General features: G+C 65.1%; 19 protein-coding genes. 14 read left to right on the forward strand and 5 right to left on the reverse strand.

The window, feature by feature from the left end:
* Positions 1-127: 127 nt before the first annotated feature.
* The 6 genes from EHH60_RS28320 (at position 128) to EHH60_RS28345 (ending at position 5687) form a co-directional block, all read left to right on the forward strand.
* A complete protein-coding gene (locus EHH60_RS28320; protein WP_124162668.1) occupies positions 128-1348 on the forward strand; it encodes an LL-diaminopimelate aminotransferase in 1221 nt (406 codons plus the stop codon).
* Between the two features lie 29 nt (positions 1349-1377).
* Complete coding sequence (locus EHH60_RS28325) at positions 1378-2694, forward strand: homoserine dehydrogenase (protein ID WP_124162669.1); 1317 nt, start codon at positions 1378-1380, stop codon at positions 2692-2694.
* Positions 2695-2779: 85 nt separating this feature from the next.
* The gene (gene glpX, locus EHH60_RS28330) at positions 2780-3781 is read left to right on the forward strand and encodes a class II fructose-bisphosphatase (protein ID WP_124162670.1); all 1002 of its coding nucleotides are present in this window, start codon (positions 2780-2782) and stop codon (positions 3779-3781) included.
* A 166-nt stretch (positions 3782-3947) separates the two neighbouring features.
* Positions 3948-4667, forward strand: coding sequence for a haloacid dehalogenase type II (locus EHH60_RS28335; RefSeq protein ID WP_124162671.1), 720 nt, complete (start codon positions 3948-3950; stop codon positions 4665-4667).
* Between the two features lie 62 nt (positions 4668-4729).
* Positions 4730-5143, forward strand: coding sequence for an ASCH domain-containing protein (locus EHH60_RS28340; RefSeq protein ID WP_124162672.1), 414 nt, complete (start codon positions 4730-4732; stop codon positions 5141-5143).
* Positions 5124-5687, forward strand: a complete 564-nt coding sequence (locus EHH60_RS28345) for a DUF4269 domain-containing protein (protein ID WP_124162673.1) — start codon at positions 5124-5126, stop codon at positions 5685-5687. Before EHH60_RS28340 ends, EHH60_RS28345 begins: the two co-directional genes overlap by 20 nt.
* Before the next feature lie 28 nt (positions 5688-5715).
* On the opposite strand, the gene EHH60_RS28350 is transcribed toward EHH60_RS28345, so the two are convergent.
* A complete protein-coding gene (locus tag EHH60_RS28350) occupies positions 5716-6687 on the reverse strand; it encodes an MBL fold metallo-hydrolase (RefSeq protein ID WP_124162674.1) in 972 nt (323 codons plus the stop codon).
* A 172-nt stretch (positions 6688-6859) separates the two neighbouring features.
* Entirely contained in the window at positions 6860-7525 is a 666-nt protein-coding gene (locus EHH60_RS28355; RefSeq protein ID WP_124162675.1) for a GntR family transcriptional regulator, read from the reverse strand.
* Positions 7526-7641: 116 nt separating this feature from the next.
* On the opposite strand from EHH60_RS28355, the gene EHH60_RS28360 reads away from it, so the two are divergent.
* The 7 genes from EHH60_RS28360 (at position 7642) to EHH60_RS28390 (ending at position 14397) form a co-directional block, all read left to right on the forward strand.
* Complete coding sequence (locus EHH60_RS28360; protein ID WP_124162676.1) at positions 7642-8436, forward strand: enoyl-CoA hydratase/isomerase family protein; 795 nt, start codon at positions 7642-7644, stop codon at positions 8434-8436.
* A 9-nt stretch (positions 8437-8445) separates the two neighbouring features.
* Positions 8446-9705 carry a CaiB/BaiF CoA transferase family protein gene (locus EHH60_RS28365; protein WP_124162677.1) on the forward strand — a complete coding sequence of 420 codons (1260 nt, stop codon included), beginning with the start codon at positions 8446-8448 and terminating at the stop codon, positions 9703-9705.
* A 51-nt stretch (positions 9706-9756) separates the two neighbouring features.
* A complete protein-coding gene (locus EHH60_RS28370) occupies positions 9757-10743 on the forward strand; it encodes a Bug family tripartite tricarboxylate transporter substrate binding protein (protein WP_124162678.1) in 987 nt (328 codons plus the stop codon).
* Positions 10744-11010: 267 nt separating this feature from the next.
* Entirely contained in the window at positions 11011-11493 is a 483-nt protein-coding gene (locus tag EHH60_RS28375) for a tripartite tricarboxylate transporter TctB family protein (protein WP_124162679.1), read from the forward strand.
* A gap of 11 nt (positions 11494-11504) precedes the next feature.
* Entirely contained in the window at positions 11505-13043 is a 1539-nt protein-coding gene (locus EHH60_RS28380; RefSeq protein ID WP_124162680.1) for a tripartite tricarboxylate transporter permease, read from the forward strand.
* Positions 13040-14044 (forward strand): 4-hydroxythreonine-4-phosphate dehydrogenase PdxA, encoded by a 1005-nt coding sequence (locus EHH60_RS28385; RefSeq protein ID WP_124162681.1) that lies wholly within the window; start codon positions 13040-13042, stop codon positions 14042-14044. The genes EHH60_RS28380 and EHH60_RS28385 overlap by 4 nt, the downstream gene beginning before the upstream one ends.
* A 137-nt stretch (positions 14045-14181) precedes the next feature.
* A complete protein-coding gene (locus EHH60_RS28390; RefSeq protein ID WP_124162682.1) occupies positions 14182-14397 on the forward strand; it encodes a hypothetical protein in 216 nt (71 codons plus the stop codon).
* Between the two features lie 243 nt (positions 14398-14640).
* On the opposite strand, the gene EHH60_RS28395 is transcribed toward EHH60_RS28390, so the two are convergent.
* The 3 genes from EHH60_RS28395 to EHH60_RS28405 form a co-directional block, all read right to left on the reverse strand.
* Positions 14641-15057: a cupin domain-containing protein gene (locus EHH60_RS28395; protein ID WP_124162683.1), complete on the reverse strand. Its 417-nt coding sequence runs from the start codon at positions 15055-15057 to the stop codon at positions 14641-14643.
* 49 nt (positions 15058-15106) lie between these two features.
* On the reverse strand, positions 15107-15850 hold the full coding sequence (locus EHH60_RS28400; protein WP_124162684.1) for an SDR family oxidoreductase: 744 nt from the start codon (positions 15848-15850) through the stop codon (positions 15107-15109).
* Between the two features lie 402 nt (positions 15851-16252).
* Entirely contained in the window at positions 16253-17329 is a 1077-nt protein-coding gene (locus EHH60_RS28405; RefSeq protein WP_124162685.1) for a methyl-accepting chemotaxis protein, read from the reverse strand.
* 289 nt (positions 17330-17618) lie between these two features.
* Here EHH60_RS28405 and recJ point away from each other — a divergent pair, with 289 nt between their 5' ends.
* Positions 17619-19460 carry a single-stranded-DNA-specific exonuclease RecJ gene (recJ, locus tag EHH60_RS28410; protein ID WP_124162686.1) on the forward strand — a complete coding sequence of 614 codons (1842 nt, stop codon included), beginning with the start codon at positions 17619-17621 and terminating at the stop codon, positions 19458-19460.
* Positions 19461-19523: the final 63 nt, after the last annotated feature.

The raw sequence follows: 19523 nt of genomic DNA on the forward strand, positions 1-19523 counted from the left end.
GGTCGCCGATGATTGCTCTAAGCATTTGATTTTGAGCGATTTTCGCGAAGAAATAAGCGCCTTTTGGAATGGGCCCTCGTGGCCTGTCGATTCTATCCCGACCGGTTGCCCGGAGCCCTAGAGAGCCATGGAAGAATTTTACCGCATCCGCCGCCTGCCGCCCTACGTGTTCGAACAGGTCAACCGGGCCAAGGCGGCCGCGCGGAATGCCGGCGCCGACATCATCGACCTCGGCATGGGCAATCCGGATCTGCCGGCGCCACCGCACGTGCTGGAGAAGCTGAAGGAGACGCTGGGCAAGCCGCGCACCGACCGCTACTCGGCCTCACGCGGAATCCCCGGGCTGCGCCGGGCCCAGGCCGCCTATTACGCCCGCCGCTTCGGCGTGAAGCTGAACCCCGACACGCAGGTGGTGGCGACGCTCGGCTCGAAGGAAGGCTTTGCCAACGTGGCGCAGGCGATCACCGCGCCCGGCGACGTCATCCTTTGTCCGAACCCGAGCTATCCGATTCATGCCTTCGGCTTCTTGATGGCGGGCGGCGTGATCCGCTCGGTGCCATCCGAGCCGACGCCGCAATTCTTCGAGGCGGCGGAGCGGGCGATCGTGCATTCGATCCCCAAGCCGCTCGCGCTCGTCGTCTGCTATCCCTCGAACCCGACCGCCTATGTCGCGAGCCTCGATTTCTACAAGGACCTCGTCGCCTTCGCGAAGAAGCACGAGATCCTGATCCTGTCGGATCTCGCTTATGCCGAGGTCTATTTCGACGAGAACAACCCGCCGCCCTCGGTGCTCCAGGTGCCCGGCGCGATGGATGTCACCGTCGAATTCACCTCGATGTCGAAGACGTATTCGATGGCCGGCTGGCGCATGGGCTTTGCGGTCGGCAATGAGCGCGTGATCGCGGCGCTCGCCCGCGTCAAATCATACCTCGACTACGGCGCCTTCACGCCGGTCCAGGTCGCGGCGACCGCGGCGCTGAACGGTCCGGACGATTGCATCAAGGAGATGCGCGACACCTACCGCAAGCGCCGCGACGCGCTGGTGGAATCGTTCGGGCGCGCCGGCTGGGAGATCCCGGCGCCGGAGGCCTCGATGTTCGCCTGGGTGCCGCTGCCGGAAGCCTTTCGCAGCGTCGGCAGCATGCAGTTCGCGACCCTGTTGGTGGAGAAATCGGGCGTTGCGGTCTCGCCAGGCGTCGGCTTCGGCGAGCATGGTGAAGGATATGTCCGCATCGCCATGGTGGAAAACGAGCAACGGATCAGGCAGGCCGCGCGCGGCGTGCGCCGCTTCCTTGAAACCGGCATCGAAACGTTGCACAACGTCGTTCCGCTCGCCAATCGGCGTTGAGTTCTCTTCGGCAGGTTTTCTAAGACATCATGGTTGCACCCCTGAAAGTGGGCATAGCGGGGCTCGGCACCGTGGGCGCCGACGTTATCCGTTTGATCGAAACGCAGGCGCGCGTGCTCGCGGGCCGCAGCGGCCGCGGCATTCGCGTCGTCGCCGTCACTGCGCGCTCGAAGACGAAGAAGCGCGGCATCGACCTGCGCGGCGTCGAATGGGCCAGGGATCCGATGGCGCTGGCCACCCATCCCGACGTTGACTGTTTCGTCGAGTTGATAGGCGGCGCCGGCGATCCGGCGCTGTCGGCGGTGGAAGCCGCGCTGAGCGCCGGCAAGTCGGTGGTCACCGCCAACAAGGCGTTGCTGGCAAGGCACGGCCTCAAGCTCGCCAAGGCGGCTGAAAAGCACGGCGGCGCGCTGAATTTCGAGGCAGCGGTCGGCGCGGCGATTCCTGTCATCAAGACGTTACGCGAGGGGCTCGCCGGAACCGGCATCAATCGCGTCTACGGCATCCTCAACGGTACCTGCAACTACATCCTGACCCGGATGGAGCAGGAGGGCTTGTCTTTCGCCGAATGCCTCAAGGATGCGCAGCGGCTCGGCTATGCCGAGGCCGATCCGTCCTTCGACGTCGACGGCCACGACACCGCACAGAAGCTTGCCATTCTCGCCAGCCTCGCCTTCGGCACGAAAGTTGCTCAAAGCGCCGTGTATGTCGAAGGCATCTCATCCATCGCGCCGGAAGATCTGCGGGCGGCCGCCGATCTCGGCTACCGCGTCAAGCTGCTCGGCGTTGCGGTCCGCACCGCCAAGGGCATCGAGCAGCGCGTGCATCCGACCATGGTGCCGAAATCATCCTCGATCGCACAGGTGATGGGCGTCACCAATGCGGTCACGATCGACGGCGACGGCATTCCGCCCATCACGCTGGTCGGCCCCGGCGCCGGGGGCGCAGCCACTGCGTCCGCCGTGGTCGCCGACATCGCTGACGTTGCGCGCGGCATCCGCGCCAATCCGTTCGGCCGGCCGATCTCGCAGCTCCGCGACACCAAGAAGGCGCCGATGGAGCGGCACGAGGGCGGCTACTACATCCGCCTTCTGGCGCGTGACTTCCCCGGTACTGCGGCCGCGATCGCGACGCGACTGGCCGAGCAGAAGATTTCGATCGAGTCGATCGTGCAGCGTCATCTCAATGGAGGCGCTGCGCCGGTCGACGGAAAGGCGGTCCCCGTGCCCGTAATCCTGATCACATATGCCACGCATGAGGACGCCGTGCGCCGCGCGCTCGCCGCCGTGCAGAAGGACAAGGTGATCAGCGGACGGCCGCAGGTGATCCGGATCGAGAAGAACTGAGGCGGTTCGTTCGAACGAACCGTGGGCGTTACGAGTTAAAGCGGACGGAGATTTCCGTCCCAAACTGTTTCGAAGGAGTTAGCCGATGTCGACCCATATTTCAGTCCCGCCGCAAGCGCTGCTCGAGCGCATCCTCACGCTGGAGATCGTGCGCGTGACGGAGCGGGCGGCGGTGTCGTCGGCGCGCTTGCGCGGGCACGGTAACGAGAAGGCGGCCGATCAGGCCGCGGTGGATGCCATGCGCCGCGAGCTCAACAAGCTCCCGATCGAGGGTACCATCGTGATCGGCGAGGGCGAGCGCGACGAGGCGCCGATGCTCTTCATCGGCGAGAAAGTCGGCCTGAACGCAGGCCCGCAGGTCGACATCGCGGTCGATCCGCTCGAAGGCACCACACTGTGCGCCAAGAACATGCCGGGCTCGATTGCCACGATGGCGATGGCCGACGGCGGCACGCTGCTGCACGCCCCCGACGTCTACATGCAGAAGCTCGCGATCGGCCCCGGTTACGACAAGGGCGTCGTCGATCTCGATGCAACGCCGGCCGACAATGTCCGCCGCCTCGCCAAGGCCAAGGGTGTCCAGCCGGATGGTATCACCGTTCTGGTGCTCGATCGTCCGCGCCATGCCAGCATCATCGAGAGCGTGCGCTCGACCGGCGCCGCGGTGCGCCTGATCACCGACGGCGACGTCGCCGGCGTGATCCACTGCGCTGACCCTGATAACACCGGCGTCGACATGTATCTCGGCACGGGCGGTGCGCCGGAAGGCGTGCTCGCGGCCGTGGCGCTGCGCTGCATCGGCGGCCAGATGCAGTGCCGTCTCATCCTCGATTCCGACGAGAAGCGCGAGCGCGCCGCCAAGATGGGCGTCGACGATCCCAAGATGATCTACGGCATCGAGGACATGGCGCGCGGCGATTGCCTGTTCGCGGCCACCGGCGTCACCACGGGCTCGCTGCTCTCGGGCGTCAAGTTCCGCAAGGACGGCGTGATCGAGACCGAGACGGTGGTGATGCGCTCCGTCACCGGCACCGTGCGCTACATCAAGGCCGAGCACCGTGAGCTGGCCAAGTTCCATCTGGACTGATCCAGGCAACCCCAACTGCCGTCATTCCGGGGCGACGGGATCGCGCGAAACGCGCGGCCCGGAGAGCGCGGAATCCATAACCACGATCGGGAGTATGGATTCCGGGCCTGCGCCTTACGGCGCATCCCGGAATGACCAAGAACAAGTAATATAGAGGAAAGCGCACATGTCCGATCTCTCCACTGTCAAAGCCCTGGTCTTCGACGTGTTCGGCACCGTGGTCGACTGGCGCACCAGCCTGATCGCCGACTTCATGTGGTGGAGCAAGCAGCGCGGCATCAGCGCCGACTGGACCGCGCTGGTCGATGGCTGGCGCGGCATGTACATGGCCTCGATGGACGACGTGCGCCAGCATCCCGAGCGCGGCTACGTCATGCTGGACGATCTGCATCGCCGTTCGCTGGAGAAGCTGGTCGAGAAGTTCGCGCTTCCGGGCCTCACCGACGCGGATCTCGATTACCTCACCAAGGGCTGGCATCGCCTGCATGCCTGGCCCGACAGTGTTGCGGGTCTGACGCGGCTCAAGACGAAATTCGTGATCGCGCCACTCTCGAACGGCAATGTCGCGCTGCTCACCAACATGGCGAAGTTCGCCGGGCTGCCGTGGGACCTCATCCTGTCGGCGGAGCTGTTCGAGCACTACAAGCCCGATCCGGAAACCTATCTCGGCGCTGCGCGCCTACTTTGCCTCAAGCCGGAGGAAGTGATGATGGTCGCCGCCCACAACGGCGATCTCGCCGCCGCGCAGAAGAACGGATTGAGGACCGCGTTCGTGGCGCGGCCGACCGAATATGGGCCGTTGCAGAAGGTCGACTTCGAGGCGACCGGCAACTGGGACATCGTCGCGAAGGATTTTGGCGGGATCGCCGACAGGCTGGGGTGCTAGGCAGCGCTTCGTCACGATGCGCTGTGGCCCGGGCGGCGAGGCGACTGAAAGCCTGGAAGACCATGAGCAAGCCGGTCCCCGAGCGGTATCGACACCTCCGGACATTTGCATTCGGGGACAATTCGGCGCTGGCGGACCAATTGGTCGAACTCGTCGTCAAGGGCATCAAGACCGCGACATGCAGTACCGAAGACGAGCCGAGCACCTCCACACCCGGTGAGCGCTGGGTGGTGCTCGACGGGCGAGCGGAGCCGCGCTGCGTCATCGAAACCATCGACGTGACATATCGGCGCTTCAACGAGGTCGACGCAGCCTTTGCGCATGAGGAGGGAGAAGGTGACCGGAGCCTGGCCTTTTGGCGCCGCGCCCATCAAGACTATTTCGGCCGGCTCGGACGATACAGCGACGACATGATGCTGATGTGCGAGCGCTTTCGCCTGGTCGAGGTCCTCTGCGATGACCAGCTGGATCGGTAGCTACGAAGCTGCGATCGGCAGTTCGGAATTGCTCGGGGAGCTGAGTGGATTCGATCCGCGTGTGGTTGGGACGCTGCCCTTGGGAATTTCGACGCCGACAAGCGACATCGATGTCGTGTGTCAGGTACGCGACGCGGCCGCTTTCGCGGAGCTCGTGTGGCGACGGTACGGCGCCTGTGACGGATTTGCTCTCTACCAGTGGCGCTCCAGCCGGCGGCCGGTGGTTGCCCGCTTCGAATGGGGCGGCTGGCCCTTCGAGCTGTTCGGAGATCCGAGACCGGTCGATCAGCAGGAGGGATGGCAGCACTTCGAGATCGAGCGGAGATTGCTGGCTCTCGACGATGGACGCCTGCGGAAGGCGGTGGTGGGGCACAGGGGGCGCGGAATGAAAACGGAGCCTGCGTTTGCTGCCGTGCTCGGCATAGCAGGAAATCCCTATTCTGGATTGCTTGCATTGGGCCGTGAGAGTGACGCCCAGCTGCGATCGCGCCTCGACCGCTTACAAAAACCGTTTCGCCCAGCGAGGGGGCGGTCCGGACGGTGAGCGCCGTCCGGACCTGATCTGACGAGAGTTACAACATCATCTTCATCGGCTCGGGATAGTAGTGGAAGCCTTCGCCCGCCTTGGCGACGTGGCCATAGCCCGGCCAGGCGAAGTGATAGGACATCACCGGGGTCTTGTTGGCTGCCAGCATGGTCAGCAGCTTGACGCGCGATTCGGCTGCCTGCTTGGGATCGGTGTCGTATGAGAATTCCATCCGCGGCCGCTCCAGCAGCAGCACCGAATGGTGCGAGAGGTCGCCGAGGAAGGCGAAGGATTTCCCCGCCGAGGTGACCATGAAGATGGTGTGGCCGACGGTGTGGCCGGGCGCCGCGATCGCCTGCACGCCGGGCAGGAATTCCTGGCCGTCCTTGAAGAACACGATGCGGTCGCGCACCGGCAGCAGGTTCTTGCGGGCGTGAACGACGAAGTCCTTGGCCGCGCTGCCGAGCTTGCCCTCGTCCGTCCAGAAGTCGAAATCGCTCTGGGCAATGTAGATCTGAGCGTTCGGAAACAGCGGCTTGCCGCCTTCGTCGACGATACCGCCGATATGGTCGATATGGGCATGCGAGCACACGACGGCGTCGATGTCGCCCGGCTTGATGCCGGCCTCGGTCATGCTCTTCTGCTGCCGGCCGGTGCTGGCGCCGAACATCTTCGATGAGCCCATGCCGGTATCGAACAGGATGAGCTTGTCGCCGGTGTTCACGATCGGCGAATTCTGCTCCAGTACGACATTGTCCGGCGACAGGAAGTTGTCGGCGAGCATCTTCTTGACCTCTTCCTTGGGAACGCCGGTGAAGGTCCCCGAGGGATCGCCGAGCGGCAGCGGCCCGTCGGAGACGACCGTGACCTCGGCGTCGCCAAGAACGAAGCGGTGCCAGTAGGGCGTCTGTGTGCCGAGCTTGGGAGCCCGCGCCAGCGCGCTGCTGCCGAGCATGGCGCTGGCACCGAGGCCCGCCCCGAGCGCGAGCAGGGACCGACGAGAGACATCGATTGTCATGCGTTTCCTCCGCTTTTGTCTTTTGTATTACGTATCTTGCGCAATTGTTCGCGCGTTGCGACCGGCCTGATCAGCCATGCGGCCGGAGGTCGGCAGAAGCCATGCTGCGCCGGTTACGACAAGCTAGCAAGTAGAATTGGTCCGCGGATGCATGTGACCGCCGAATTGCGCGTTACGCAATTTTCAGCGTGAGGTCATGGCCTTCCGTCTCGGCAAAGCCCGCCTGCAGAACCTCTTCGCGCTTGTGACGAAGATGCGCCCGCAGGATGTGGGCGAGGCCGACGCCATCGCGCCGCTGGAGCGCGTTGAGGATGGCCTCGTGCTCCTTGACGGCGAGCGCCCAGCGTTGCGGCGTCATCGGCGTGACATAGCGCGCCCGGCGGATGCGCGCGGTCACCGAGGTGTAGAGCCCCGCCAGCACGGGGTTTCCGGCCGCGGCGACGATAGCTTCGTGAATGGCGCGGTTGCCACGGTAGTACTGGATCAGGTCGCGCTCGCGATAATGCTGCACCATCTCCGCATGCGCGGCGGCAATCTCGTCGATCTCGGCGTCCGTGATGCGCTCGCAGGCGAGCTCGCCGGCGAGTGCCTCCAGCCCCTGGCAGACCTCGAACAGGTCGCGCATGTCCTTGTCCGTCAGCTTCGCCGCGCGTGAGCCGCGATGGGGCAGCAACTGCACCAGGCCTTCGGCGGCGAGCACCTTGAGCGCCTCGCGCAGCGGCGTGCGCGAGATCTCCAGCCGCTCGCACAACTCGCGTTCGGGAATCCGCGCACCCGGCGGGATTTCACCGTCGAGCAGGATGGCGCGGATGCGGCCAACGACTTCTTCGTGAAGCATGGGTCTGAGCTCGATTTGAATGCAAAAATCAGCTTACAGGCAGATATTTCCAAGTTCCAGCTTGAAAATCCAAAATTTTGCATTCAAAAATGCGCAAAACAGAAAGGTATGAGGAAATGGACCGGCAGGTGGAGGCAGAAGACCTCGTCTTCGAGCGTGACGACGGCATCGGGCGGATCACCTTCAACCGCCCGCAGGCCCGCAATGCCTTCACGTTCGCCATGTACGAGCGGCTTGCCGCGATCTGCGAGGAGGCCAACCGCGACCATGCGGTCAAGGTGCTGGTGCTGCGCGGGGCCGGCGACAAGGCCTTTGCATCGGGCACCGACATCAACCAGTTCCGCGAATTCAAAACGCCCCAGGACGCGATCGACTACGAGAACCGCATCGATCGCGTGCTGACCACGCTGGAGCAGTGCAGGGTGCCGACGCTCGCGGCGATCAACGGGTTCTGCACCGGGGGCGGGGCTGGCATTGCCGCGGCCTGCGATCTCCGCATCGGCACGAAGAGCACCAAAATTGGATTTCCGATCGCCCGCACGCTCGGCAATTGCCTGTCGATGTCCAATGTCGGCCGTCTCATCGCGCTTATCGGCGCCGCGCGCGTCAAGGACATCATCTTCACCGCGCGCCTCGTCGACGCCACAGAGGCCGCGAGTGTCGGGCTGCTCGGCGAGGTCGTCGATGACATCGCAGCTCTCGACCGGCGCGCCGACGAGGTGGCCCGCCTCGTCGCCAGCCATGCGCCGCTGACGCTGAATGCGACCAAGCAGGCCGTGGCTCGCCTGCAAAAGCGGCTGACGCGGGACGAGGGCGAAGACCTCATCCTGATGTGCTACACGAGCCGGGATTTTCGCGAAGGGCTCGATGCTTTCCTCAACAAGCGCGCGCCGCAATGGCGCGGCGAATAGGGCGCCCCGATGCATAGCGATCGATCGCAATCCGCCTCCCGCCGCTCGGGACCGCTGGCCGGCCTCAAGGTCGTCGACCTCACCCATGTCATGGCGGGACCGACCTGCACCCTGATGCTGGCCGACATGGGGGCCGACGTCATCAAGATCGAGAAATGGCCGAACGGCGATGACACCCGTCATTCGGTGCCGCCGAAGATCGGGGACGAGGCGGCCTCTTTCCTGATGATGAACCGCAACAAGCGCGGCATCGTGCTGGACCTGAAGACCGACGGCGGCAAGCAGGTGCTGCGGCGGCTGATCGCCAGCGCCGACGTGCTGGTCGAGAACTTTGCACCGGGCGCGATGGAGCGCCTCGGCTTCGGCTACGAGGCGCTGCACGCGGAATTCCCGGCGCTGATCTATTGCTCGCTGTCGGGCTTCGGCCGCACCGGCCCGTACAAGCACCGCAGGGGTTTCGATCTCGTCGCACAAGCCATGAGCGGCATCATGAGCTTCACCGGCGAGCGGCCCGACGGTCCTCCGGTCAAGTGCGGACCGCCGCTGTCCGACATCACCGCCGGCCTGCTCGCGAGCATGGGCATCCTGGCCGCCTACACGCATCGCCTCAAGACGGGTGAAGGGCAGTGGGTCGAGACCTCGCTCTATGAGGCCGCGCTGGTGCAGACCTATTGGCAGTCGACGATCGCGCTTGCCGCGGGCACTGCGCCGCGCGCCATGGGCTCGGCGCACCCGCTCAACGCGCCGTATCAGGCGTTCGAAGCCTCGGACGGCTGGCTCGTCGTCGGCGGCGCCAACAAGAAGCATTGGCTTTTGATGCTGGAAGCGCTCGGCGCGAGCGAGCTTGCCTCCGATCCGCGCTTCCTCAACGGAGCCGACCGCATGGCCAATCTGAAGGAGCTCGAAGCCGTCCTGAGCGAGCGGTTCCGCACGAAGTCCCGGGCACACTGGCTCGCAGTGCTGGAGGAGAAGGGCGTTCCATGCGGACCCGTGCACGACATGCTGGAGGCTCTGAGCGATCCGCAGACGCTGGCGCGCGAGATGGTCGTCGAGGTCGAGCACTCCACGCTCGGCCCCGTCAAGACGATTGGGCTTCCCATCAAGTTTTCGGAGACCCCAGGCAAAGTGCGATCAGGCGCACCTGTTTATGGTGAGCACACGAGCGAGGTGCTGACCGAGCACGGGTTCGACCAGAAGCAGATCGAAGCGCTCGAAACAGAAGGCGCGATCGTGCTGGCATCAGGAAGACGCGAGGAACGCATCGCCTGAGCGGACGTCGAGACGACAAGAACAAGAAGACAAGATCAGCTGGAGGAAATCATGGGTCGGACGTCAACATTTCTGCTCTCCGCGGCCATGCTCGCCGGCACGATGCCGGCGAGTGCCGCCTGGCAACCGCAGAAGCCGATCGAGTTCGTGGCTACCGCCGGGCCCGGCGGCGGGACCGACAATCTCGCGCGCGCGGTGCAGAACATCATCACCAAGCACAAGCTGACGGAGCAGCCGATCATCGTTGTCAACAAGGGCGGCGGGAGCGGTGCGGAGGGTTACGTCTACGCCAAGGCTTCCGCCGGCGATCCCTACAAGGTGATCTTCGGCACCTCGAACGCCTGGCAGCAGCCGCTCGTCTCCAAGGTCGCCTTCAACTACACCGATCTCACCCCGGTCGCGGCGATGGCGCAGGACGAGTTCCTGCTCTGGGTCAAGCAGGACTCACCTTACAAGTCGGCGGGCGATTATCTGAAGGCCGCCGCATCGGGCGAATTCAAGATGGGCGGCGCGCAGTCGAAGGACACCGACGAGGTGCTGACGCGCATGATCGAGAAGGCCGGCAAGGTCAAGCTGACCTATATCCCCTTCAAGAGCGGCGCCGAGACCGCCGTGCAGCTCGCCGGCGGACATCTCGACTCCCACGTCAACAACCCCAGCGAAAGTCTCGGCCAATGGCGGGGCGGCACGCAGCGGCCACTTTGCGTGTTCAGCCCGAAGCGTCTGCCGCAGGGACCCAAGGTCACGGCGAGCGAGGGCTGGAGCGATGTTCCGACCTGCGTCGAGCAGGGCCTCGACATCAAGCAGTATGAGCAGCCGCGCACTGTGTGGCTGCCCGGCAAGGTCACGCCGGAGCAGGCCGCGTTCTATGTCGACCTCATGAAGAAGGTGCAGGCGACGCCCGAGTGGAAGGACTACATCGAGAAGACCTCCCAGGTCGACACCTTCCTGACCGGTGCTGAGTTCGACAAATTCATCAAGGAGGACCTCGAGCACGTCAGGCAGGTCGCGGGCGAGCAGGGCTGGCTCGTCAAGTGAGGCGGGGCTGTTGCACCAGCTTCGATGTGAGCAGGCTTTTTCGCGACGTCTTGACCATCGTGCCACCAGCTCCGCTGTCGTCCCTGCGAATGCAGGGACCCATACCGCGTGATCTATCGAGGAGCGTTGGTGGTGGTATCAACTTCCAGTTTTCGTCAAACTCCTGCCTGGGGTTATGGGTCCCTGCGTTCGCAGGGACGACTCCGAACGTTGGGGCAAGATACGTGCCCTGCACCACCACCGTACGTGGCCTGATCGGAGCCTCCCATGATCTCCCGCCGCGCGCTTGAACTTGCGACCGCCGTCCTCACCGGAAGCTTCGGCGTGGCCGTCGTCGTCTCCAGCCTCGACAACGGCATCGGCTGGTCGAGCGCGGGCGTCGATGCGGGCACGTTTCCGTTCCTGACCGGGATCGTCATCGTGGTCGGGAGTCTCGTCAATCTGGTCCGGGGTGTGTTGCCGGCCGTGACGCTCGCAAGCGTTCCCACCGCCATCACGTCCATCGAGCTGCGCCGGCTCGCCGGCCTGTTGGTGCCGGCTGCGATCTTCGTTGCCGCGATCCCGCTCGCCGGGATGTACGTCGCCTCGGCCCTGTATGTCCTCGCAGTGCTGGCGATCCCGAGGCACCAATCGGTGCCGCGCGCGCTCGTCATGGCCGGAGCAACGGCGCTCGCGCTCTATGTCGTGTTCGAGCGCATGTTCCAGGTGAGCCTGCCGCACGGCGCGCTCGCCGCCGCCTTGGGCTTCTGACGGAGCGGCCGATGGATAATCTCGCAGACCTCCTGCATGGCTTCTCCATCGCGGTCACCATGCCGCATCTGGCCCTGATGGCAGTCGGTGTGCTGCTCGGCATTCTCGTCGGCGTGCTGCCCGGCCTCGGTGCGCCGAACGGGGTGTCGCTGCTCTTGCCGCTGACCTTCGGCATGCAGCCGGTGTCGGCGATCATCCTGCTCTCCAGCATGTATTGGGGCGCGCTGTTCGGCGGCTCCGTGACCTCGATCCTGTTCAACATTCCCGGTGAGCCGTCGTCGGTCGCGACCACCTTCGACGGCTATCCGATGGCGCGCGACGGCCGGCCGACCACGGCACTTGCCACCGCCTTCGGCTCGGCGGCGTTCGGTGCGCTGATCGGCGTCATCCTGATCACCTTCCTGGCGTCCTGGGTTGCCCAGGTCGCGCTCGCCTTCGGACCGCCGGAGTATTTCGCGGTCTATTTCCTCGCCTTTGCGAGCTTCGTCGGCATGGGTGGGGCGGCACCGATCAAGACGGTCGTGGCGTTGGCGATCGGCTTTGCCATCGCCGCCATCGGTATCGACACGGTCTCCGGCAGCGTGCGCCTCACCATGGGCGTGGATGAGCTGGTCAAAGGCGTGAGCTTCGTCGTTGCGGTGATGGGCCTGTTCGGCATCGGCGAGCTGCTGGTCGCCGTCGAGGAGGAATTTCACGCCCGCGCGGTTTCCTCGAAGATCGACTGGCGTGAGGTGTTCCGCGCCGTCGGCCGCTTGCCGCGGCATGGCGTTGCCCTGCTGCGCAGCGCCGCCATCGGATGCTGGATGGGGATCACGCCGGGCGGACCGACCGCGGCCTCCTTCATGAGCTACGGCATCGCCCGCCGCTTCTCGCGCCGCGGCCGCCTTTTCGGCACCGGCGAGATCGAAGGCATCATATCGCCGGAGACAGCCGATCATGCCGCCGGGACGAGTGCGCTGCTGCCGATGCTCTCGCTCGGCATTCCCGGCTCGGCAACCGCAGCCGTCATGATGGGCGGGCTGATGATCTGGGGCCTCAATCCCGGACCCATGCTGTTCGTCGACCAGAAGGATTTCGTCTGGGGCCTGATCGCCTCGATGTATGTCGGCAACATCGTCGCCGTCGCGCTGGTGCTGTTGACCGTTCCCGTCTTCGCGGCCTTGATGCGGATTCCCTTCGTGGTAATCGCGCCGCTGATCGTGATCATCTGCGTCGTCGGCGCCTATTCGGTGTCGAACTCCTATCTCGACGTAGTGATGATGCTCGGCTTCGGTGTCGTAGGCTATCTCTTCAAGAAGCTGTTCTATCCGCTGGCGCCGCTCGTGCTCGCGATCGTCATCGGCGACAAGGCCGAGGATGCGTTCCGACAGTCGATGCTGCTGTCCAAGGGATCACTGGGCATCTTCTTCGCCAACAAGCTGGTGACGTGCCTGATCGTGGGCGGGATCGCGCTGCTCTTGCTGCCGCTGGTGTTGCAGCTTGCGCGGCTCTGGCGCAAACCCGCGTCGCCCGCGATCGACACGCCAGCCCAGGAGAAGGTGATCATATGACCGCAAAGCCGCTGATCGCACTGGCAATGGGAGATCCCGCCGGCATCAGCCCGGAGCTGACGGCGAATCTCGTGGCGCAGGACGAGATCCGCGCCCGCTGCCGGCTCGTCGTCATCGGCGACCGCCGCATCTTCGACCAGGGCGCGCGCATTGCCGGGGTCGAGCCGGAACTGAGGGCGGTGGAGCAGGGGGCCGACCTTCGCGCGGCAAGAGGCGATGCATTGCTTGTCGATCTCCGCCACCTTGATCCCAGAGAGGTCGAGCCGAAGACTGCGACGCTTGCCGGCGGCAGATTCGCGCTGGCCAATTACAGGCATGCGCTCGAACTCGGCCGCGACGGCCATGTCGACGCGGTCTGTTTCACCCCCTTCAACAAGCAGGCGATGCGCCTTGCCCATGCCGGGTACGACGACGAGATCGCGTTCTCGGCCGAGGTCGTCGGTCTGAAGACGCCGGCAAGCGAATTCAACGTGCTGGACCGGCTCTGGAACGCACGGGTCACCTCTCATATTCCGCTCAAGGATGTTGCTGCAAAGCTGTCCAGCGAACGCATCCACCGTGCACTCAGGCTGACCGATTCCTGCATGCGCAATGCCGGCTTCGCGCGACCGCGAATCGCAGTCGCAGGCCTCAATCCCCATGCCGGCGACGGCGGTAATTTCGGCCGCGAGGAGATCGACCTGATTGCGCCGGTGGTCGTGGCCGGCCAGCGCGAGGGCATTGCCGCCGAGGGGCCGTTTCCCGCCGACACCGTGTTTCTGCGCGCCAAGGCGGGCGCCTTCGACGCGGTTCTGACGATGTATCACGACCAGGGCCAGATCGCGATGAAGCTGATGGGCTTCGATCGCGGCGTGACTTTGCTCGGCGGCTTTCCGTTCCCGATCTGCACGCCGGCCCACGGCACTGCCTACGACATCGCGGGGCAAGGCATCGCATCGGTTGGCGCTAGCCGCACTGCTCTGCTGCTCGCGGCGGAGATGGCGGCGCGTCGCTCCATCTGATTTTGCACGCAGCAAGGGAGCGAGCGCTGACTGCGCTCGCTTCGCGCGCAGGCCTTGATTGCTCGGGAAAAATTGGAAACTTCCGTCGTCGCGACGAGTTGGCGTCCCATTCGCATCTCCACATTGGGAGCTGGAACATGGTCGACGACGGCCCGCTACGAGCAGCGGTGGACATCGCTTGGTGCGTGTACCGTACCCGGCATCGCGACATCGATGCTGCGGATGGTCGTCGCTGCCTGCTCGAGCGTCATCTGCAAGGGAGGCGGGAAGCGCGCGAGAGTAGCGGTGACGCCCAGGAACTCGCAGCATTCGGGCTCGCCTATCTCGAGCGGCTTTCCGATGACGAATGCTGAGGCTCATCGAGAGCCTCGCATGTCGCCTGGCGAGCGCAAGCGCGAGGCCGGATTGGACCCTGCTCGCCATTTCGAACCTTCTATCCGGAGCTATCGTGCTGATCGTGCGGTCGGCGATATAGCGAGTTCCGGGCGCGGTGCTCGGGGTGTTCCTGCGACGTCGCGATATTGCCCGCGGTCGTGGAGAGGGGCGGGATAGCGCCAGTCCTCCGCGATAGCGTGGCGCCGCCTGTTGGCCCCGTGCTACTTCGCGATCGGCGTCGTCAACTCCTTGTCGGTCGTGTTGACCACGAACACGGCCAGCAGCTTCGCAGGCTCGGTATCGCTGGCATTGGCGCTGACGGCGTGGCGGTCGCCGGGCCTTTCAAAGAAGTTCTCCCCCTTGTGAAAGACTTTTGCGGGACCGTCATTGAGCTGGCTGCGGATCGCGCCTTCGAGGACCGTGGCATAGATGAAGGCGGAGGGCGCGTGGATGTGGGCCGGTGAGGAGCCTCCGGGACCGTACTCCACCAGCACGCCCTTCATGCTCTTGCCCGGGACGTTCGGCAGCGCCTGGTCGAAGACGACCGTGACCCTGGTCAAGGGGGCTGCGGTCTCGGCTGCGTGGGCCGCCAGGCAAGATGCGGCATAGACCGCGGTTGCGATTAGCAATCTGCGCATGGGATTCCCCTTCTTTGCCATTTCCATCGTGGTTGATTCTACCGGAGCCTCAGAGGCTCGCGAGCCATGTTGCGAGCGGCGTTGTCCCGAGCCGCGCCTCGCCGAGCGGGTTCAGCGACGTGTCGTTGATGGGGGCGCCGAAATACAGCGCCTTCGGATCTCCGATCACGGGACGTGTGTCGCCGGACGCCTTCAGGCGCCGCGCGATGAATTCGTTGAAGGGGGCCATCTCGGGGCCTGCGATATCGATCGTGCCGTTGAGCGGCTTGCCCGTTGCGACCTCCGCGAGGCGAGCGACGACGTCGTCGGCGGCGATCGGCTGAAACTGGGCGGTGGGAACGACGATCTTGCCGTCGATCACGCCTGTTTCGGCGATGGCTCCGAGGAATTCGAAGAACTGGGTGGCACGCACGATCGAGTAGGGGACCGAGGCGGACTTGACGATGGTTTCCTGCGCCAGCTTGGCACGGAAATAGGCGTTGTCGGGCGAGCGGTCGGTGCCGACGATCGAGAGCGCAACGTGATGCTTCACGTTTGCTGCGGCCTCTGCCGCGCCGAGATTCTGGCTCGAGCGCTGGAAGAACTCGAGCACCGCGGCGGGCTCCCAGGACGGCGCGTTGGCGACATCGACGACCACATCCGTACCCGCCAGCGCCGCAGCAAGGCCTTCGCCGGTCACCGCGTTCACGCCTGATTTCGGCGAGGCCGCCACCGCCTCGTGGCCCTGCTGTTTGAGCTTCGCGACGAGCCTTGATCCGATCAAGCCGGTTCCGCCGATCACGACGATCTTCATGGCGTGTCTCCTCGTTATTTCCGAGCGCGAGACGAACCAAGGAGCTCGCGCTGTCACGTCGATCAACGTGATGCGAAGCGACTCTATCCGAGCCGCGGCGCAGGCTCTTGCCTGTAACGGGCGAGCCTTGCCGGAAAACGCTTCAGAAGCCGGGCTGTGGTGTCAGAAGATCGGATCGCAAGGGATCATTCCCTCATGCCGTGAACGCAACCTGCGATGATCACAGATTGCCGGTGGTTTGCCCGACGTGTCAAAGCGCTTCGACGGATGCAAGACGGCAGGGAAGCCTTTGAAAAACACCAATGAAAACAACCATCCGGCTACTGTGCATGGGGTTGTTTTCCAGGATTGAAATCGGGCAGGCGATAACGATCCGGTCTCGCGAGGCGGCCGCTGCTCGCCTCACGCTCCGCAGACGATCACGCCATACCAGCCGAGGCCCCGATAGGTCTCGTAGCCGGGCGTGGCGTGGAAGGCGATCATCGTGCCGGAGCGGTCCTGATAGAAGCCGGACCGCTGGCCGTCCAGCGACAGCGAGATGCGCTCGCTGAGGATGCCCTGGCCATCGGAGGCCGCGATCACGCGAAAATTCGAATCGACCAGCAGCACGCGGGCCTTGTCGCTGTCGCCGACACGGACTCCTTGCACGATGGCGCGGGCCTGCGGCTCCCAGTCGAAATGGATGGCGAGCACGCCGATCGGCGCGCCATTGGCCTGACCGCCGTCGCGGACGCTGGCGCAATAGGTCGCGACCTGCGCGTTGCCGAGCAGCGGCTGGTTCTCGACGTCGCCGGCGACATAGTCGTCGCCGGAGCGCAACGACCGCGCCTCGCGAAACCATCTGGTGTGGGCGACGTTCTGGCCGACGACGCGAAAGCGGTCCGCGCGGCCGTTGGCGATGACGTTGCCGTCGAGATCGCAGAGCCAGAGGTCGAGATAGACGGTGTAGGCCCCGAGGATCACGCCCAGGCGCTGCGAGGCATGGGAGACGGCGGCGGTGCTCGGCGAAGCCGCGCAATCGACCACGGCGGAATCGGTCGCCCACCAGCGCACGTCGCAGGTCCGTTCGTAGAGATTGCGGTCGATCAGCTCGATCGCGTTGAGGGACAGGTCGGTCATGCGCTCGCCTCGGGAGCGCTGGCTCATGCGCTCGATCGAGGAGACGAGATCGCCGGTGCGTTTCGTCAATTGGGTTTCGAGCTCGCGGGCGATGGTCTCGACCTGTTGGCCGACGCCGCGCACCTCCTGCGCCACAACCGCAAAGCCGGCACCTTGCGCGCCTGCGCGCGAGCTCTCGATCAGCGCGTTCAGCGCCAGCATCTTCATCTGATTGGTGATCTGCTGGATCGACTTGGTCTTGTCGATCGCGATCTGGTTGACCTCGGCAGTGAGGCGGTTGATCAGCGCGGAGATGTCGGAATCATCCTCCGTAGCTTCAGGGGCAATCGGCTTGGCTTTCAGACCCAGCGCAGCAGACATCGGGGAGCTTCCCTTGGCAATGAGGCCTGATCTGCAATGAACGGTGAACAGCGACTTACAGATCGAATACGATTCTTTTTCGAAGATTCCGCCTAACGCCTGCTTAATTTGCTGTTTGACGGAATGCCTAAATGGTAGTCAGCCCGTCCGGCCGAGCGGCCATCCACCGGTTTGTGTGGTGGAGCCGTTGCAAATCCCGCCCGATTGCCGGCCAATCCTCCGGAAAGCCAATGACCGTGCGTCCGCCTGATCGCCTGGACCTTCCAGTTCCCAATAACCTGCCTCCGTCATGACGCTGCCCGCCACCGCCTTGCCCGTCGAAGCGCCCCAGGCTTTCCTGGGCGTGGCGCGCTCGCTGACCGACAAGCTCTGGCGCGACCGGCTGGACGCCCGCAGGGCGGCGCAGGCGCTCGCCATCGTGCAGAGGCACCAATTGCCCGAACTGCTGGCGCGGGTGCTGGCCGGCCGCGGGGTCGACATCGACGCCGTGCCCGACTTTCTCGATCCGACCATCCGAAAGCTGCTGCCGGACCCGTTCACCGTGACGGAGATGGAAGCCGCTGCGAAGCGAATCGCCGATGCGGCGGCGAGGGGCGAGAAGGTTGCGATCTTCGGCGACTACGACGTCGACGGCGCCACCTCGGCGGCGCTGCTCGCCTGGCACCTGCGTCATTGCGGGCTCGATCCCCTGATCCATATTCCCGACCGGATATTCGAAGGCTACGGCCCAAATACTGAGGCGGTGCGGGCGCTCGCCGCGAAGGGCGCGACGCTGCTCGTGACCGTCGATTGCGGCACCACCAGCATCGAGCCGCTCGCTGAAGCAAAGCGTCTCGGCATGTCCGTGGTCGTGATCGACCACCACCAATGCGGACTAGATCTTCCCGAAGTCGATGCGCTGGTCAATCCGAACCGCCCTGACGATCTCTCCGGCCTCGGTCATCTCGCCGCCGTCGGCCTCGTGCTGGTGACGCTGGTCGCCGTCAACCGCGAGCTGCGCCAGCGCGGCTTCTGGACCTCCGGGATGCCGGAGCCGGATCTGCTCGGCATGCTGCATCACGTCGCGCTCGGCACGGTCGCCGACGTGGCGCCGCTGATCGGCCTGAACCGCGCCTTCGTGGCCAAGGGCCTGATCGCGATGCGACGTCGCGACCATGTCGGGCATACCGCGCTGATGGACGTGGCCCGACTCAACGGCCCGCCGGAGGCCTGGCATCTCGGCTTCATGCTGGGGCCGCGCGTCAATGCCGGCGGCCGCATCGGCCGCGCCGATCTCGGCGTGCGGCTGCTGCTGGAGGGCGACAGCGTCGAGGCTGCGCGGATCGCCGCGGAACTCGACCGGCTCAACAGCGAGCGCCGCGTCATCGAGCAGGCTGCGGAAGCGCAGGCTGAAGCCGAGGCGCTGGCCTCGATCGGGCTGGAGGACAAGCTCGCCGTGATCGTCACGGCCTCGGAAGGCTGGCATCCCGGCGTGGTCGGCCTCGTCGCCTCCCGCCTGAAGGAGAAGTTCTCGCGGCCTGCTTTTGCCATTGCGCTGGAGCCTGGCGGCATCGGCACCGGCTCGGGCCGTTCGATCGCCGGCGTCGATCTCGGCAAGGCGGTGCGGCAGGCGGTTGCCGACGGTATCTTGCTCAAGGGTGGCGGGCATGCGATGGCCGCCGGCGTCACGCTGCGAAAAGAGAAGCTGGCCGAATTCCGCGCCTATCTCGAAAACGCGCTGGCCCGGGACGTCGCGGAGGCGCGCCACGTCAACGAGCTCTATATCGACGGCGCGGTCTCCGCACGTGCGGTGACGCCGGAGCTGGCGACGACGCTCAACCGCGCTGGTCCCTTCGGCAGCGGAAATCCGGAGCCCGTGCTGGCACTGCCGGCGCACCAACTCGTATTTGCCGACGAGGTCGGGCAGGCGCATCTGCGCCTGCGCTTCAAGTCGGGCGACGGCGCCATGGTCAACGGCATCGCGTTCCGTTCGGTCGGCCAGAAGCTCGGCAACGCACTGCTCGCCAATCGCGGCCAGCAGCTGCATGTCGCGGGCTCGCTCTCGGTCGATCGCTACCAGGGCGCCGAGCGCGTGCAATTCCGCGTCGTCGACGTCGCGCTACCGGACCAGGGGCCATCCGTGATTAGATAGCTCATGATCCGGAAAAGCGCGAAGCGGTTTTCCGACAAAGATCATGCGCCAAATATAACGGCC

It is taken from the genome of Bradyrhizobium sp. RP6 (genome assembly GCF_003837805.1).
GTDB lineage: Bacteria > Pseudomonadota > Alphaproteobacteria > Rhizobiales > Xanthobacteraceae > Bradyrhizobium.

Bases quoted from the DNA above. Each gene is read 5' to 3' on its own strand.
- EHH60_RS28320 (WP_124162668.1), top strand. From the start codon at position 128: ATGGAAGAATTTTACCGCATCCGCCGCCTGCCGCCCTACGTGTTCGAA.
- EHH60_RS28325 (WP_124162669.1), top strand. From the start codon at position 1,378: ATGGTTGCACCCCTGAAAGTGGGCATAGCGGGGCTCGGCACCGTGGGC.
- glpX (WP_124162670.1), top strand. From the start codon at position 2,780: ATGTCGACCCATATTTCAGTCCCGCCGCAAGCGCTGCTCGAGCGCATC.
- EHH60_RS28335 (WP_124162671.1), top strand. From the start codon at position 3,948: ATGTCCGATCTCTCCACTGTCAAAGCCCTGGTCTTCGACGTGTTCGGC.
- EHH60_RS28340 (WP_124162672.1), top strand. From the start codon at position 4,730: ATGAGCAAGCCGGTCCCCGAGCGGTATCGACACCTCCGGACATTTGCA.
- EHH60_RS28345 (WP_124162673.1), top strand. From the start codon at position 5,124: ATGACCAGCTGGATCGGTAGCTACGAAGCTGCGATCGGCAGTTCGGAA.
- EHH60_RS28350 (WP_124162674.1), bottom strand. From the start codon at position 6,687: ATGACAATCGATGTCTCTCGTCGGTCCCTGCTCGCGCTCGGGGCGGGC.
- EHH60_RS28355 (WP_124162675.1), bottom strand. From the start codon at position 7,525: ATGCTTCACGAAGAAGTCGTTGGCCGCATCCGCGCCATCCTGCTCGAC.
- EHH60_RS28360 (WP_124162676.1), top strand. From the start codon at position 7,642: ATGGACCGGCAGGTGGAGGCAGAAGACCTCGTCTTCGAGCGTGACGAC.
- EHH60_RS28365 (WP_124162677.1), top strand. From the start codon at position 8,446: ATGCATAGCGATCGATCGCAATCCGCCTCCCGCCGCTCGGGACCGCTG.
- EHH60_RS28370 (WP_124162678.1), top strand. From the start codon at position 9,757: ATGGGTCGGACGTCAACATTTCTGCTCTCCGCGGCCATGCTCGCCGGC.
- EHH60_RS28375 (WP_124162679.1), top strand. From the start codon at position 11,011: ATGATCTCCCGCCGCGCGCTTGAACTTGCGACCGCCGTCCTCACCGGA.
- EHH60_RS28380 (WP_124162680.1), top strand. From the start codon at position 11,505: ATGGATAATCTCGCAGACCTCCTGCATGGCTTCTCCATCGCGGTCACC.
- EHH60_RS28385 (WP_124162681.1), top strand. From the start codon at position 13,040: ATGACCGCAAAGCCGCTGATCGCACTGGCAATGGGAGATCCCGCCGGC.
- EHH60_RS28390 (WP_124162682.1), top strand. From the start codon at position 14,182: ATGGTCGACGACGGCCCGCTACGAGCAGCGGTGGACATCGCTTGGTGC.
- EHH60_RS28395 (WP_124162683.1), bottom strand. From the start codon at position 15,057: ATGCGCAGATTGCTAATCGCAACCGCGGTCTATGCCGCATCTTGCCTG.
- EHH60_RS28400 (WP_124162684.1), bottom strand. From the start codon at position 15,850: ATGAAGATCGTCGTGATCGGCGGAACCGGCTTGATCGGATCAAGGCTC.
- EHH60_RS28405 (WP_124162685.1), bottom strand. From the start codon at position 17,329: ATGTCTGCTGCGCTGGGTCTGAAAGCCAAGCCGATTGCCCCTGAAGCT.
- recJ (WP_124162686.1), top strand. From the start codon at position 17,619: ATGACGCTGCCCGCCACCGCCTTGCCCGTCGAAGCGCCCCAGGCTTTC.